Below are 15,135 nucleotides of genomic sequence, written 5' to 3'. Positions count from 1 at the left end.
TCCTTTCCCCCGAAGCACCCGAAGGAGCCCGCACATGGACCCGCGCCAGGAGCTGGTCGACTACCTCACCCGCCAGCTCGTCGGCCCCGTCGGCGAGGCCGACGAGGTGCTCGACGCGCCGCCCGACCGGCAGTACCTCATGGGCACGCTCTATCCGCAGCAGGCGGACCTCCAGCGGCAGCTCGCCCACGCGGCCGACGATCCCGAGGCGCCGGGGACCGAGCGGGACTCACCGGACGCGAACCCCGCCGGTGATCCCGTGCCCGAGACCAACAGCTGGCTGCCCGCGTCCCTCGGGCTGAGCTTCTACACCGACGCCGCACAGCTCGAGGTGACCTGTGCGGCCGCCCGCTACGAGACGCAGCGGAACGCTCCTGGCCGCGGGCGCCGCTGGCGTCGGCTGGCTCTCCCCGAGGAGACGCACACCGTCGGCCCGGACCAGGAGTCCGTGGCTGTTCTCGACGGCCGCGCGGAGCTCCGCCTGCGCCACCGCCCGTACGGCGACGGGGTACTGATCACCGTGGCGTTGGTGAACCGGGCGCGGCACGACGGCTCCGACGGCAGGACGCCGAGCTGGGACGACATGCTGTTCCAGTGCCGCCTCACGGTGCGTACGGTCGGCAGGTCCGTGCTGCCCTACCCCAGTGTCCGGCTGGCCAGCCGTGATCCCGAGGAACGTGAGCTCCGTCTTCAGTACCGGCACGTCGTCACCCATGCCGTCGGACATGGCTGCGCCGTCCGCGAGCGGGCTGATGAACACGGCAGGATCGACTTCCTGGCCTGCGAGGCCCTGCCCCTGGCCGAAGTGCCGGCCGTCCGCGCCGGGGGCCCTCTGGACGCCCCGGTCCTCACGATCGGCCACCTCGCCGATCCCGCTGTGGACACGGACCAACTCCGCGAGGAACTAGCCGAGTTCGCAGCCACCTACCACGCCTGGTACGTGGGGCAGCGATCCGTCACCGTCCCGCCCTGGGGCGAGGAGGCCGCGGAACGGGTTCTCGACCGGGTACGTCAGGCCGTCACCCGCATCGAGGCGGGGGTGCGCACCCTGTGCGACCCTGCCCGGCCCGAACTTCTCGACGCCTTCCGCATCGCCCAGCGCGCCATGCTGCTGCAGATGCGGCACTCCGCCCCGGACCAGGCAGGACGCCGGTGGCTCAGGTCGGAAGCCGTCGCGGTCGACCCGCCCGTCGACCCCACGGCCACCTGGCGACCGTTCCAGCTGGCGTTCTTCCTCCTCTCGCTCGACGGTGTCGCCGATCCCGCCCACCGCGACCGCGGGACCACGGACCTGATCTGGTTCCCGACCGGCGGGGGCAAGACGGAGGCGTACCTGCTGCTGGCCGCCTTCACGGTCGCACTGCGACGCATCAGGGGCGAGGGGAGCGGAACCGCGGTGCTCAGCCGCTACACCCTGAGCCTGCTGACCACCCAGCAGTTCCAGCGGGCCGCGACGACGGTCTGCGCGCTGGAGTACCTCCGCCGCCGCGAACCGGAGCTGGGGCTCGGAGCCGACCCGATCACCGTCGGCCTGTGGGTGGGCGACACCACCACGCCGAACAGCTACGAGACGGCCGAGACCGCCTTCGACGAGCAGCGTGAGGCCAGCCACCCCGGGGACGTGTTCATTCTCGATCGCTGTCCCTGGTGCGGCACCCGCATTCTGCCGCCGACCCGGTCCACCGTCCGCTCCGACTACGGGATCAAGGCCGCCCCGGACGCCTTCGCCTTCAACTGCGTCCGCGACGCATGCGCGTTCCACGACGTCCTGCCCGTCGCCGTGGTCGATCAGCACCTGTACGAGCAGCCGCCCACCTTCGTCCTCGGAACGGTCGACAAGTTCGCCCAGCTCGCCTGGCAACCCCTCTCCGGGCGGCTGTTCGGCGCCGGCACCCCCCATCCGCCCCCGTCCCTGATCATCCAGGACGAGCTGCACCTGCTGACCGGGCCGCTCGGCACCACCGTGGGGCTGTACGAGGCGGCCATCCTCGAACTGTGCACCGGGCCGGACGGCCGCCCGCCGAAGATCGTCGCCGCGACGGCCACCATCCGCCGCTCGGCAGAGCAGGTCCGCGCGCTGCACCACCAGGACGTCCAGCTGTTCCCACCGCCCGGACTCGACGCCGACGACAGCTTCTTCGCCGTTCCGGACACCGGCCGGCCGGGCCGCCTCTACCTCGGTGTGATGGCGCAGGGCCACACCGCGGGCCGCGGGGCCGTCGCCACCACGGCCGCCATGCTGCAAGGCGTGCACCAACTGCCGGAAGAGCACCGGGACGACTACTGGACGCTCGTCGCCTACCACCACAGCCTGAGGGAACTCGGCAGGACCGTCACCGCGGCGGGCGACGACATTCCCGCCCAGCTCCGCGCACTCGACGAGGGCGAGGGCGTCCGCCCGCTCGGCAGCGGTGACGTCCAGCAGCTGGACAGCACGGTCGCCCGCGCCGATCAGCCGATCCTCCTCGACCGGCTGGAGAAGCCCTGGAAGGACCCCCAGGCCATCTCCTTCCTGCCGTGCACCAACATGCTCTCCGTGGGCGTCGACGTGAAGCGGCTCGCCTACATGCTCATGCAGGGCCAGCCCAAGACCACCGCCGAATACATCCAGGCCACCAGCCGCGTGGGCCGCCACCACGTGCCCGGACTCGTCCTCACCTACTTCAACGCCACCCGCCCGCGCGACCGTTCCCACTACGAGACCTTCATCGACTACCACCGGGCGCTCTACCGGTACGTCGAACCCGCCAGCGTCACCCCCTGGTCCGTACCGGCCCGCCGCCGGGCCCTGCACGCCGCGCTCGTCATCCTGGTCCGCCACCGGATGGGTCTGGCCGCCGAGAACCGGGCCGGACACATCACCGGCCACCGGAAGGAGGCCGAGAGCATCGCCGACGCTCTCGCCGGACGGGCGGCGATCGCCGGGAGCGGAGCCACGGGACGCGCCGCGGACGCGCTGCGTGCCGACGTCCGCACCGAACTCGGCTATCTGCTGGACGACTGGTACCGGCAGGCCGCGCTGGCCGGGGCGGAGGGCAAGGACCTCTACTACCGAAGCCAGGGCAAGGGCCACTACAACCTGCTCAAGGGGTTCGAGCAGCGCTACGGCCTGTGGGAGACCCTCAACTCGATGCGCAGCGTCGACCGGGAGTGCCAGATCACCGTGACGGGAACGGGAAAGTGAAGCGTAAACTCCGGGTCCGCCAGGCGCAGACCGTACTGCCGTTCGGCGTCGGAGCCGTACTCGACGTCCAGGGCGAGTCCTTCGTGGCCGCCGGCATCGGAAGCTGGCCGGGGACCAGGACCGCCGTGGCATCCGAGCGCCTCGCCACCCGCCTCGGCGTCACCGGCTTCTTCGCGGCCCCCCACACCCTCAACGACCGGTACGACGATGCCGACCGCCCCGGCGTCCCCTATGTCCGCTTCCCCGGCTGGCTGTTCTGCGGGGCCTGCCGGACCATGGTCCGTTTCCTGCGTGCGGACGAGAAGCCCGGCGAGCCACCCGTCTGCGCGTCGTGCGCCGCCGCTCCCCGGCTCACTCCGATGCGCTTCGTCCGCATCTGCCCGGACGGACACCTGGACGACATCGACTGGTGGTACTGGGCCCACTCCGGCCTCACCCCCGAACAGCGGGCCGCGTGCTCCGAGGGGCAACGGGCGTGGCAGGCCCGACGGCTGGCCTTCCGCGTCGCCGACCGCGCCTCCGGCCTCGAAGCGCTCACGGTGAGCTGCGGAGCGATCGGAGCGACCGGCCGCACCTGTGGCGCGGAGCGCGACCTCCTCGACCTCCTGGGGCCGCAGGCCGGCCGTTGCTCCGGCCGTAACCCCTGGCAGCGCTGGGACGAACGGGCCACCTGCGGCCAGCAGGTCCACAACGTCCAGCGCACCGCCGGCAACGTCTACTACCCGGTCGTGTACTCGGCGCTCGACATCCCGCGGTCCGCCGAACCCCCGCGCGCCGAACGCGACGCGGCGGAGTCCGTCCGCGGGCACGGACTCTGGACCGTCTTCCTCGGCGCGCTGGGCACGGACCGGGAAGAGGTGTTCCGCACGATGATCAAGAGCGACACCGAGGCGTCCGACATCCTCATCGACCAGCTGACAGCCGAGGCGACGGGCGCGCCGGCGGCGTCGGCGGCCCCCCGACCGGGTCCCTCGAAGCTCGACCTGAGCCGCGACGAGTGGTACGCCTTCGACGCGGATCAGCTCCCCGAGGCCACGGAGGAGTTCGCCGTACGCCGCGGTGGCCTCGGCCTCGACGGCGAGACCGAGGAGCCCTGGTCCACCCTCGACGCCCACATCGGCGGAGTGGTCCTCGTCGACCGCCTCCGCGAGGTGCGCGCGCTCACCGGATTCCGCCGTCACTCGGTGAACGGCACGCTCGTCCCCGCCGACACCGGCGCCCGGCTGCGCTGGCTGCCGGCGACCGAGGTGTACGGCGAGGGCATCGTCCTCACCCTCGGCGAGCAGCGCCTCACCGACTGGGAGAACGACCCCCGTGTCCGGGCCCATGTGCACGGGGTCCGCGCGGACCTCGACGCCTCGTTCCGCGACGAACAGCTCGCCGAGACCGTCGGGAAGGAGCTCTCCCCACGCTTCCTTCTTCTGCACACGCTCGCCCACCTGCTCATCCGTCAGCTCTCCTTCGACTCCGGATACACCACCGCGAGCCTGCGCGAACGTGTCTACGGCCGTCCCGAGTACGGCCAGCGGGGGCTGCTGGTCTACACGGCCGCCGGCGACGCCGAAGGCACCCTGGGAGGCTTGGTCCGGCAGGGCGAGAAGCCGCACTTCTCGGAGACGCTGATCCGGATGCTGGAAGCGGCGGCCTGGTGCTCCGCCGACCCCTTGTGCGCGGAGCACACGGGCCAGGGATTCGGGAACCTCAACAGGGCCGCCTGCCACGCCTGCACCCTGCTGCCCGAGACGAGCTGCCAGACCGGGAACACCCTCCTGGACCGTGCCCTGCTCGTCGGCTCGGCCCGCGTACCCGGCTACTTCGCCGACGTCCTCACCGCGAGCCGCGAGTACGCGGCCGCCACGGCTCTGGGAGGACGCCCGTGAACCCCGGCCGCGGGACGACGCCCGTGACCGACGGCCCTGGGCCGAAGCCCATGGCCGCCGGCCCGGCCCCCGTCCTCCATCCGGACCTCACCCAGGCCCAGCGCGACTGCCTTGACGCGCTGCCGCTGGCGGGCCACCACGTGGTGAGCGGGCCGCCCGGCAGCGGCAAGAGCCTGCTCGCCGCACACCGCACGGTCCACCTGGCCCTCACCGGCCGCCCGACACTCCTGCTGTCGCGTTCCAACCTGCTCCGCCAGCTCCTGGACGGCACGCTTCAGGGCCTCACCGTCCCCGGCGCCCCCGCGGTCGCGGCCACCGTCCACAGCTGGGTCCAGCGTCACTTCGGGCGGGACGCCCGGAGCACCGACGACGGCTGGTTCGACTGGCCGGCTCTCATCAACCGGGCGGCCGACACCTTCGGGCAGGACGATCCGGCCACGCCACACCTCGTCGTCGACGAGGGGCAGGACCTGCCTCCCGACTTCTACCGACTGGCCCGCCTCCTGGGCACCACGGTCACGGTCTTCGCCGACGAGTGCCAGCGCCTCACCGAGACGCACTCCACGCTCGCCGAGATCACCACCGCCCTCGGCCGTCCCACACGCCACGTCGAGGTCGCCGGGAACCACCGCAACACCCGTGAGATCTTCGCCCTGGCCGAACACTTCCGCACCGGCGGCCCCCTCCCGGAGCCACCCGGGCGCAGGGGAAAACTCCCCCTCGTCCGCCAGTACCCCGGCCCCCAGGCCGTCGTCGACGACATCGTCACCCTGGCCGCCCGGCGACCCGGGCACCGCATCGGCGTGATCGTCGCCTCCGCGCGCACCGGGGCCGACCTCATGGCACGCCTGGAGCGCGCCGGGCTCGCCCAGGAGCCGCAGTTGTACAGCTCGAAGGCTGTCTCCGGTCGCTACCGGGACCTCGACCTCACCCGCCCCGGTGTCGTCCTGGTCCACCGGGCCAGCGCCAAGGGCCTGGACTTCGACGCCGTCTTCATCCCCGACGCCGAGTCCGACGCGGGGGGCGACCCCACGGCCGCCGCCCTCCGCATGACCTACTACGTCATGATCACCCGCGCCCGCGAGGAGGTCGTCCTGGGCTGGCAGGGGGGTCGGCCGCCCCGCCACCTGGAGCAGTTGGGCGGGCTCGTCACCACGGCCTGAGGGCCGACCAGCGGCGCAGGTCCCGGCGCCGCTGCCTCACCGCCGGGACGGCAAAACGAGCGCCTCGGCTCCGGGGCCGGCTCCTGCCACCATCTGCCCCCGGCCCTGCGCGCCCAGCCGCCCGAGCAGCACGAGCCGCGCGTCCTGAGCGGCCTGGTCGCCGCGTCCCACGGCACCGCGCAGGCCGTCCCGGGCCTCGATGACCTCCTTGCGCAGGGTGGCGGGGTAGGCACCCTGTTCGGCGAGGCGGATGGTGTAGAGCGCGGTACGGACCGCCGGGTCGATCCCGGTCAGGAGGTCGTCCACCTCTTCCGTGCTCGACAGCATCAGGTCGGTGTCCATCGCCTCACGTGCGTCCCTGACGGCCTCGGCCCCACGTCGCAGATCCTTCAGGAGCTGCGACGGCAGCAGTCCCCGTCCGCCCTCGGAGAAGATCCCGGCGCCGACTTCGGCGCTGCGGGCCTGCCGGCACAGCTCCAGGGTCTCGCGGGCGGAGTCCAGCAGCCCGTCGATGGAACGGCCCACGGTCTCGCCTCGGCCGAGGGCCGCGAGGTCGGCCGAGATCTCGCCGAGCGCGTCGCGTTCGGCGTGGGTGAGCGCATGCTCCCAGGTCTTCAGGAACTCGGCGTACTCGTTCCGGAGCGTGGCGGCCCTTCGGCCGACGGCGGAGACCGTACGGCGCTGGAGGCGGGCGCTGCGCAGGTCTCCGGAGCCGATGCGGTACCGCAGGCCGATGGTCCGGTCGGCGTCGATCCGCACTTCCAGGGCGAGCGGCACATCGCCGCGGAGACCGTCCGGGTCCTCGTCGAGGTAGCTCCCGCAGAACTCGTTGCGCTCGGCGGACCTCATATGAGGCCCTTCCCAGAGGGTGAACGACACCGAGCTGCCGTGGGCGCCACGGACCATGAGGTGGTCGATCCGCTGCCAGGGGGTCGGGTACGGGGTGCCTCCGGGGAAGAGGACCTCCATGGTGTGGTCGGCCAGTTGGATGCCGATGTCCTGGGCCGTGATCTGCTGGGGGAGGGCGGTGCCGAAGTCGCCGTCGCAGAACGAGCAGGCGCTGAGGCCGGGGGCGTTGACCATGGAGCAGCCGGGGCACTTCAGCCCGCCCGTGTCGAGCTGGGCGTCGCAGTCGAGGCAGACGGCGGCGGTGGCCGGGTTGTCGTCACGGCCGCACTCCCGGCACTCGCTGAGGACGGCGGCGGGGGCGGCCGCGCGCAGCCCGGACAGGTCGGTGGCGCACACCGGGCAGGCGGAGGTGAGTTCGGCGGCGGGTACGTGACAGCCCGGGCAGTCGACCGTGGCCGGGCCGAGCAGGGTGGTTGCACAGTCCGGGCACGCGTCGGAGCCCACGGGGATGCGCTCGGCGCCACAGCTCCGGGACGGGCAGTCGAGGGTGTCGAGGAGTCCCGCCTCCACCGCCGCGCCGTGGGCGACGGCCGTCATGGGGTCGACCGCGTCCGACACCTTCTCCTCGCCGAACTGCTCCTGGAGGCCGCGTCGGACGGCGGGAATGTACGTGGAACCGCCGACCAGGAGCACGCGTTGGACGTCCTCGGGAGTCGCGCTGTACTCCTTCAGCATGGTCTCGACCGTCTTCCGCATCCGTGCCAGGTGTTCGGCGAGAAGCTCCTCGAAGTCGGCGCGACGCACCGCTCCGGACCAGGAGCCGCCCTGGCGTCCGAGCGGGGAGAGGACCGCGTCGGAGACGTCCTGCGCGGACAGTTCGACCTTCGCACGTTCGGCCGCGTTCCGGATGCGGAAGGCGTCGCCTTCGCCGTCGTGATCGCGTGCACCCAACTGTTCCCGCAGGTGACGGTCGAGCAGCGCGTCGAAGTCGGCGCCCCCGAGGAGGTTGTCCCCGCTCAGCTTGGCCACCGAGAAGTAGCCGGGGGCGAGCATCAGGAGCGACACGTCGAAGGTTCCGCCGCCCAGGTCGAAGACGAGCACGGTGGCGTAGTCCTTGAGGCCGTTCTCGCCCGGCCGGACGCCGAAGGCGTGTGCGGCGGCGGTCGGTTCCTGCACGATCCGCGACACGTGGAATCCGGCGAGCCGCCCCGCTTCGCGCACCGCGTCGAACTGCGGCTCGGCGAAGTACGCGGGCACGGTGATCACCGCGCGCCGGAACGCCACTCCGGCCGCGTCCTCGGCGTCCTTCCTCAGCCGGCGGAGCAGAATCGCGGAGACCTGGACGGGGGAGAGGTAGTGCGCGCCGAGCCGGATCTCCACCGACCCGTCGGAGCCCTCCCGGACGGGCGGGGCGTCCTGGGGCCGCGACGCCAGCGCCTGCTTGACGAGCTTGTCGTCCCAGCGCCGCCCGATCAGCCGCTTGACCTCCGTGATCACGGCACGGGGGTCGCCCGAACGCCAGTAGAGCGCCTCCTGCCCGACGAGCAGAGCGCCGGTGGCGTCGGTGCCGACGGCCGACGGAGTGGACTGGCCTCCGTCGCGGTTGGGCAGGACGACCGGCACACCGTCACGCATCCAGGCCGTGACGGAGTTGGTGGTGCCGAGGTCGATGCCGAGTGTCCGGTGCATGCTGGGTGCTTCCTGATCGTCGTGTGAGGCGAAGGCGGAGGTCGGAGGCGGGAGGGCGGACGGCTTACGGGTCAGCCGCGGCGGGAGCGGCGGTGTGGGGCCGACGGCTTGCGGGGCAGGCGCCGCTGGGACCGCGTGGTACGCCGGGGCTGGGCCCGCCCGCCCCCGGCCGGGGATACGGAAGCCGGTTCCGGTACGGGCGTGGGCGCGGGGTCCGGTGCGGGCCCCGGCACCGAGACGACGACCTGAGCGGGCCGCAGGGTGGCGGAGCCGAGCCGGAAGCCGGTGACCTTCTCGTGAAGTACGGTCCCGTCCGGCCGGGTCGGATGCGGTTCCGTGCCGATGACGCGCATCTCGGCTGGGTCGGCCGGCCTGCCCACGACGTCCATCGGGCTGACGTCGTTGCGGGCGAACTCGCCGCGCAGCATCAGATGGGCCGCCTCGATCTGTTCCCCGAGCGCCAGGGCGGCCGACGCCGTCTCGCGGGCGGTGCGTGCCGTGTGCAGGGCGTCGGCCCGCCGGCGGGTGTCGGCCAGCAGGTCGTCCAGCGGCAGCAGCGAGCCCAGCAGGGTGTGCAGCCGGGCCTCGGCCTCGTCGCGCTTGGCGGACAGGGCTGCGACCCTGCGCCGCAGCTTGTCGAGCTCGGACGGCGGGCCGTCGGCGGGGGCGGTGGGACCGGGGCCGGTCACGGGCGCTCCTCGGTGTGGTGACGGGGCAGGGGCGGGGTGAGCATCTCGGCGACGAGCGCGGCCACGGGGGTGTGGGAGTTCCGATCGGCCCGGCGGACCAGTTCGCGCCGGTCCGGGTCCTGTCGGCCGGAGGTCACCGCGCGGCCGGCTTGTCTGCGCAGGATCAGGGGTGTGCTTCCAGGCGGCGTGCCGGGCACCAGCTCATGGAGTGTGGGACCGAACCAGGGGAGTGCGAGCGGGCTGCTGTCCGTGGCCTTCGGGGAGGGTCTGCCGGTGGTCAAAAGAGGGTGTCCTGTTCGTCGGGGGCCCGCCGGGGCCTACGGGGAGCGGGGCCGGGGCCGAAGAGGAAACCCTGGGCAGGCAGCCCGGCGCCGACCCGCTTCGCGCAGGCGTGATCGCGCAGCGCCCCGCCGGGATCGCCCGCACGCTCGCGGGTGCGGGCACGGTCCCGATAGGCGGCTTCCACGATCTGGTCGAAGCGGGCGCTGACTCCGATGGGCATCCGGTCCCGCAGGAACAGTTCGATGACGTCGGTCGGGGTGCCGGTGGTCTCCAGGTGCTCGGCGAGGTCGAGGAGAGCCGTTTCGAGGTCCTCACCGAAGAAGTCCGGGTGCTGGGGTGTGACCGCCGAGGCCGTGTGCAGCAGTTCGACGCGGCGTTCCAGGTCGGCGCGGGTGCCGGAGTCGGAGCGCCGGGCCGCGACGACCAGAAGATCCGAGAGCAGCTCGTCCACCCCCGGCCCGCCGTGCGACCAGGGCGGCTCGCCGTACCGGAGGCTCTCGCGGACGGCGCTCAGCGCCTCGTCCCTGCACCCGCGAGCGGCGGCGGCCACCGCCTGGTCCCGGTAGTGGTCGCCCAGCCACGACTGCGCCTCCGAGCAGTCCGGTTGCCGCGCGAGCAGGTCCAGGACCTCATCGACGGACAGCTCGCCCCCCGTGTACGTACCGTCGAGGATCTTGAGCAGGTCCGCCCTCAGGTGGCGGTCGAGGCCCGCGCGGGCGCCCGGGTCCCCGGCTGTCACCTCCAGGGCACGCACGAAGCGGCTCCGGCTTCGGGCCGGGTCGGAGAAGGCTCTCCTCTGGCCCTCAGCCACGAGTACGGCGGTGAGTTCGGCGGCCAGCGTGGCGTCCCCGGGCAGCAGACGGTGGGCCTGTTCGAGACCGGCGATCCGTACGGCGGGGGAGTCGCCGTGCCCGGTCCGGCTCCGGCCGATGTTCTTCCCCGCCTCACGGACGGCAGCCCGCTCGTCTGCCACGAGCGTGTGCCCGAGCCATACCGCCGCGTCGAGTTCGGCGAGCGCCTCGCTCCACTCGCCGGCCAGCACCAGTTCCCTCCCGCGGTTCGCGATCGCCCGGGCCAGCGGAGCGGTGAGCGCGTCATGGCCGGGCACAGCGGCCGGCCACCCGTCGGCCTCCGGGTGGCGGGCCCCATAGGCGGCGAGGAAGTCCGTGCCCCGGCGGTAGTCGACGAGATACCAGGCGGCTTCTTCGAGAGAGATCAGGGCATGCGGTCCGGCGTCCGTGGGAACGTCGGCGAAGATGACCGTATCGTCCTTGCACTCGGCCTCCCAGGCCGTGCTCCAGGCGGAGAGGACGTCCCGCCCGGCCCGTACGTCCAAGGCGTGCAACAGGTCAGCGACGCGCCCGCGCAGCTGCCCGAGGCCCTGCTCCCACAGTGCGTCGGGCACGGTTGCGCCCCGCCGTTCGGTGAGCAGCGCACGGAAGTCGCCCCGGTCCTCCTCGTGCAGGAGGTACGCCCACAGCACGACCACGATGGCCGCGACACCGGTATCGGTGTGCCGCCCCTCGCGCGCCAGCTCACGGAGTGCGCTGACGGCGAGCGAGTGCACGACCCCGGTCTTGGCCCTCGCAGGTTCGTCCGGACACCGCCGGACCGCTTCGGGCCAGTTGCCCGCCCGTCCGGCCAGTGCGCCGAGGAGAGCGTCGTACCGCACGGCGGCCGGGAAGGCGTCAGGTGCCCCGAACTCGGTGCGGAGCCGCTGCAGAAGCGGTCGTACGACGTCGAACTCGGCGCGCAGGAACGCCTGCTCGGCGGCGTCCAGCAAGGAGTCCGCCGAGATGGCACGGCTGGTTCCACCGGTCTCCTCCATCAGCACGCGCTGCCGCCCCCTTGATCCCCCATGTACCGAAGGCAACCGTATGGAGGCGTGTTGGCGGCGTCAACGCGACTGATACGAGGTCATGGATCTTGGCGTGAAGTCGCCTTGAGGTGACGTGTTCGGCCGGTCCGGGCGGTGTCTCCGGGCCGGAGACGTCAACAGGGCTCGGACGGTCTTGCCGCTGGGTGGATACGGGACCGTCTCCCAGCTCTCGGCGAGCGCGGCGACGAGAGCGAGCCCGTACCCGGAGGTGGGGAGCAGACCAGACGGCGCCCCGTCCTCGCCCGGGGCCGGGAGCAGGGGCAGGAAGGGAAACCGGTCCCCCCGGGCGTCGGTGACCTCCGTGCGGAGCACGCCTGCCACCGGGTCGAAGGCGAGCGTGAGCCGGAAGTCGCGGCCCTGCACGTATCCGTGGACCACGGCGTTGGCGGCCAGCTCCGCCACGACCAGCCCGGCACGCTCCGTGAGATCCGGCGGTGCGTCCCAGGAGTACAGCGCCGAGACGGTGAGCAGCCGGGCGAGCCGGGCCCCGCGGCGCGTGGACGACAGGAGCTGCGTGAAGCCGCACGCGGGCGGGTCCAGTTGGGGAACGGGTCGGTTCATGCGGCCAGCGTGACGCCCGTGCACGACCGGGGGCGAGCATTCAACCCCGTACGCGGAGTCAGCGTACGAGCACGGGGAGTGGACGGTACGGGGGCTGATCCGTCACGCTGAGTCGTGGCAACGGGCGACGCGGTGACCGACGCGGACCCGGGACGAGGAAAGGGGCGGCGGATGAGCATCTCCGACGAGGAGGCGACGGCCGGGGACGTCGAAGCCCGGACGGCACCGGCGGGGGATTGGGAGCGGGAACCCCACCCGTCGGACAGTCTGCGGACGTTCGGCGCGGTCGTCCAGGGGTTACGCGAACACACCGGGATCAGCCGTGCGGAGCTGGCCGGCCTCGTCCGGTTCTCCAAGCACACGGTGGAGTCCGTCGAGCTGGGCCGCCGCATGCCGGACCAGGACTTCGTCGAACGTGCGGAGGCGGCCCTCGGCAACACCGGCGCGCTGCGGCGGGCCGCCCCTCACCTCAGCCGTGGCGAGGTCGGCTTCGCTGCCTGGTTCCGGCGCTGGGCCCGGCTGGAGCGGGAGGCGGTGAGCCTGACCACGTACGAGTGTCGGCTGGTGCCGGGGCTGTTGCAGTCGGAGGGGTACGCGCGGGCGGTTTTCGACAACGGTATCCCGCTGCTCACGGACGGGCAGACCGAGACGCAGTTGGTCGCACGGATGGAGCGGCAGAGCATGCTGCGGGAGCGGCCGACCGTACCGTTCAGCTTCATCGTGGAGGAGTCGGTGTTCCGGCGCAGGCTAGGTGGGGCGCAGGTGCATGCGGGCATGTTGGACCACGTGCTTGAGCTGACAGAGCCGCGCAACGTGACGCTACAAGTGGTGCCGATGGAGCTGGAGTTCCATGCGTGCCTGGACGGGCCGGTGCAGCTTTTGGAGACTCCGGAGGGGCGGCGGCTCGGCTACTCCGAAGGGCAGCAGAACGGTCGGCTCATCACCGACCTGAAAGAGGTGCGTCTGCTCTGTCAGCGCTGTGAAACACTGCGCTCGCAGGCTCTGAACCCCAAGGAATCCCGGGGCCTGCTGAAGCGATTGCGAGGAGAGCTATGAGCAGCGGCACGACGGGACTCGCCTGGTTCAAGTCCAGCTACAGCGGTACCCAGGGCGACAGCTGCGTGGAGATCGCGATGGCCGAACAGGCCGTTCACGTAAGGGACTCGAAGGACCTGGCCCGTCCGGCCTTCGAGGTGGGGCGCGCGGAGTGGGCACCCTTCGTGCGGTTCGTCGCGGGGGACTGACCGACCGGTGTGCCGCTGTGGGCCTTGCACCTACAGCGGCGCACTGCCTGTGCCTCAGGTGAGCGTGTTGCGCAGGTGCGGTCCCAGGTAGCCGACGTAGACCTTCCCCGACCGGGGCCCGTCCTCGTAGAAGTGGAGGCGGGGGGCGACGGTGTTGCCTCCGCCGATCTTCAGGTGGGCCTGCATGAAGACCTTGCCGTTCGGGTCGACCGTTTTGGGCACGGGAAGCATGCGCTCGCTGCGCAGTTTGCCGTTGTTGGCGACCTGGTCGGACTCTCGCATGGCCACCTTGGCCGCCGGGAACGGGTAGTCGCCGGACGCCTCGGACTTGCACCAGCTCAGGAAGTCACCGGCGGCTTTGCCGTCGGCCGAGGTCTGAGCGAAGCGGTTGAGGGCCAGGAGGCCGTCCCAGGCTACGGACAGCCAGTTGTCCACCGACTGGCTGTCGAGCCCTCGGGTGGTCTTGGCGTGGCCCGTGAATGTGAGGAAGGGAAGCTCCTTCAGCCGGTCGAGCAGATCGGCGAAGGTCTCCGGATAGGTGATGGCCGGGGCGTCGACCGGGCCGTAGGCCGTCGCGAACTGTCCGGCCTCTTCCAGACGTTCGCGCAGGAACCGGATGAGCCGCTGGGACTCCTGGAACTTGTCGTACAGCTCCTCGTTCTCACCCCGCAGCTCGTCGCTTCCCCGCTCGGCGTTCCCGAGCTCCACGAAGAGATCATTGATCTCCTTGGCGCGCAGCGCCTCCGCCTGTTCCGCCTCGCCCAGGAGGGAGACCAACGCGGTGTTCTCGCTCCGGAGCTGGGCGACGTCTGTGCCGGCCGGGCTCGGTCGAAGGCGCATCCGCTGAAGCGAGACGCTCAGCAGGGCGGGAGGCAGCAGGTGGCGCGAGGACAGTCGTTGCGGGAGGACCGCGAGGATGGAGGCAGCCCGGCGGACGTCGGCGTCGATCGTCCGGCGGGACATCACGGGATGCCGCTGGGAGTCCGGCTTCCAGGCCGGATCGAGGCTCGGCAGGTAGGTGCGGACGCCCCCGCCGAACACGGGGTGGTACTCCAGGGCGGCGTTGAAGGCCGTCTGCGCCGCCGGCGTGAGGATGTACAGCACCGCCAGCCCGTGCAGATTGCGGAACAGCGGTTCCACGACCGAGCGCGACCAGTTGTCCGGGTTCTCGTTGTACGGCACGGTGGCGATGACGACCGGCATGCGGCGGTTGGCGTCGCAGAGTTCTTCGACCAGGTCATCGACCTCGTCGGCTTCGATGAAGGCCGGCGAGGTGGTGACGTCGGCCTGACCGTCACGCGCTTCGAGCGCATCGAGGAGGGACCGGGCGATGCCCGGGGTGTTGGCGCGGGTGGGGAACTCGTCGGCCCGGGCGGGCTGGTGCTCGATGTCGACCTGCACCCAGGTGCGGCCCTTGTCCTCGGGGAGCCCGGAGCGCACGACGAGCGTCGACTGCCAGGTGCCGGAAGTGGCGTCGCGCGTCTCTCGCATGCGCCACCGGCTGTGGGCGCCGTTCCTGCCGGACTCGGAGTCGCGGTCGAGGGTCGCGTGGGCGGCGAGCTCGGTCCGTCCGTCGTCAAGCCCGGACGGGTCGTACCGCTTGGACTTGAGCCATTCGACTAACTCCCGCTCGGCTATCGCGCAGGTGTCCACGTAGTCCGATTCGGTCGACACGACCATGCGGTATCCGCGTGGCTCCATAGATGGTCCTTTCT

General features: G+C 72.0%; 11 protein-coding genes. 5 read left to right on the top strand and 6 right to left on the bottom strand.

The genetic code is table 11. The annotated features are described in order from the left end of the window. Positions 1–34: 34 nt before the first annotated feature. Genes ACIQRW_RS05595 through ACIQRW_RS05585 form a run of 3 tightly spaced genes read left to right on the top strand, consistent with a single transcriptional unit; the run spans position 35 to position 6,227 of the window. A complete protein-coding gene (locus tag ACIQRW_RS05595) occupies positions 35–3,184 on the top strand; it encodes a helicase-related protein (protein WP_403754808.1) in 3,150 nt (1,049 codons plus the stop codon). Next, positions 3,181–5,064 carry a DrmB family protein gene (drmB, locus tag ACIQRW_RS05590; protein WP_403754805.1) on the top strand — a complete coding sequence of 628 codons (1,884 nt, stop codon included), beginning with the start codon at positions 3,181–3,183 and terminating at the stop codon, positions 5,062–5,064. The genes ACIQRW_RS05595 and drmB overlap by 4 nt, the downstream gene beginning before the upstream one ends. A 23-nt stretch (positions 5,065–5,087) precedes the next feature. Then, the gene (locus ACIQRW_RS05585; RefSeq protein ID WP_403754802.1) at positions 5,088–6,227 is read left to right on the top strand and encodes a hypothetical protein; all 1,140 of its coding nucleotides are present in this window, start codon (positions 5,088–5,090) and stop codon (positions 6,225–6,227) included. 36 nt (positions 6,228–6,263) lie between these two features. Here ACIQRW_RS05585 and ACIQRW_RS05580 read toward each other — a convergent pair whose 3' ends face one another. From ACIQRW_RS05580 to ACIQRW_RS05560, 5 genes are all read right to left on the bottom strand, one after another. Then, positions 6,264–8,765, bottom strand: a complete 2,502-nt coding sequence (locus ACIQRW_RS05580) for an Hsp70 family protein (protein WP_403754799.1) — start codon at positions 8,763–8,765, stop codon at positions 6,264–6,266. Positions 8,766–8,836: 71 nt separating this feature from the next. Beyond that, the gene (locus ACIQRW_RS05575) at positions 8,837–9,454 is read right to left on the bottom strand and encodes a nucleotide exchange factor GrpE (protein ID WP_403754796.1); all 618 of its coding nucleotides are present in this window, start codon (positions 9,452–9,454) and stop codon (positions 8,837–8,839) included. Next, positions 9,451–9,735 carry a hypothetical protein gene (locus tag ACIQRW_RS05570; RefSeq protein ID WP_403754793.1) on the bottom strand — a complete coding sequence of 95 codons (285 nt, stop codon included), beginning with the start codon at positions 9,733–9,735 and terminating at the stop codon, positions 9,451–9,453. The genes ACIQRW_RS05575 and ACIQRW_RS05570 overlap by 4 nt, the downstream gene beginning before the upstream one ends. Further along, on the bottom strand, positions 9,732–11,570 hold the full coding sequence (locus ACIQRW_RS05565) for a hypothetical protein (protein ID WP_403754790.1): 1,839 nt from the start codon (positions 11,568–11,570) through the stop codon (positions 9,732–9,734). Before ACIQRW_RS05565 ends, ACIQRW_RS05570 begins: the two co-directional genes overlap by 4 nt. A gap of 63 nt (positions 11,571–11,633) precedes the next feature. Further along, positions 11,634–12,176 carry an ATP-binding protein gene (locus tag ACIQRW_RS05560; protein WP_403754788.1) on the bottom strand — a complete coding sequence of 181 codons (543 nt, stop codon included), beginning with the start codon at positions 12,174–12,176 and terminating at the stop codon, positions 11,634–11,636. Between the two features lie 171 nt (positions 12,177–12,347). Between ACIQRW_RS05560 and ACIQRW_RS05555 the strand changes: the two genes are divergently transcribed. Together ACIQRW_RS05555 and ACIQRW_RS05550 are read left to right on the top strand one after the other, a co-directional pair. Further along, positions 12,348–13,232 carry a Scr1 family TA system antitoxin-like transcriptional regulator gene (locus ACIQRW_RS05555; RefSeq protein WP_403754785.1) on the top strand — a complete coding sequence of 295 codons (885 nt, stop codon included), beginning with the start codon at positions 12,348–12,350 and terminating at the stop codon, positions 13,230–13,232. Continuing rightward, positions 13,229–13,420, top strand: a complete 192-nt coding sequence (locus tag ACIQRW_RS05550) for a DUF397 domain-containing protein (protein WP_103531368.1) — start codon at positions 13,229–13,231, stop codon at positions 13,418–13,420. The genes ACIQRW_RS05555 and ACIQRW_RS05550 overlap by 4 nt, the downstream gene beginning before the upstream one ends. Before the next feature lie 54 nt (positions 13,421–13,474). Here ACIQRW_RS05550 and ACIQRW_RS05545 read toward each other — a convergent pair whose 3' ends face one another. Continuing rightward, the gene (locus tag ACIQRW_RS05545) at positions 13,475–15,121 is read right to left on the bottom strand and encodes a hypothetical protein (RefSeq protein ID WP_403754782.1); all 1,647 of its coding nucleotides are present in this window, start codon (positions 15,119–15,121) and stop codon (positions 13,475–13,477) included. Between the last annotated feature and the right edge of the window lie 14 nt (positions 15,122–15,135).

Origin of the sequence: Streptomyces sp. NPDC091287 (assembly GCF_044768525.1) — a bacterium.
GTDB lineage: Bacteria > Actinomycetota > Actinomycetes > Streptomycetales > Streptomycetaceae > Streptomyces.
The sequence above is the reverse complement of the archived record's forward strand: the minus strand, read 5'-3'. Positions and strand labels throughout refer to the sequence as shown.

Excerpts from the sequence above, each read along its gene's own strand:
- ACIQRW_RS05595 (WP_403754808.1), top strand. The coding sequence starts at position 35 with ATGGACCCGCGCCAGGAGCTGGTCGACTACCTCACCCGCCAGCTCGTC.
- ACIQRW_RS05580 (WP_403754799.1), bottom strand. The coding sequence starts at position 8,765 with ATGCACCGGACACTCGGCATCGACCTCGGCACCACCAACTCCGTCACG.
- ACIQRW_RS05560 (WP_403754788.1), bottom strand. The coding sequence starts at position 12,176 with ATGAACCGACCCGTTCCCCAACTGGACCCGCCCGCGTGCGGCTTCACG.
- ACIQRW_RS05555 (WP_403754785.1), top strand. The coding sequence starts at position 12,348 with ATGAGCATCTCCGACGAGGAGGCGACGGCCGGGGACGTCGAAGCCCGG.
- ACIQRW_RS05550 (WP_103531368.1), top strand. The coding sequence starts at position 13,229 with ATGAGCAGCGGCACGACGGGACTCGCCTGGTTCAAGTCCAGCTACAGC.
- ACIQRW_RS05545 (WP_403754782.1), bottom strand. The coding sequence starts at position 15,121 with ATGGAGCCACGCGGATACCGCATGGTCGTGTCGACCGAATCGGACTAC.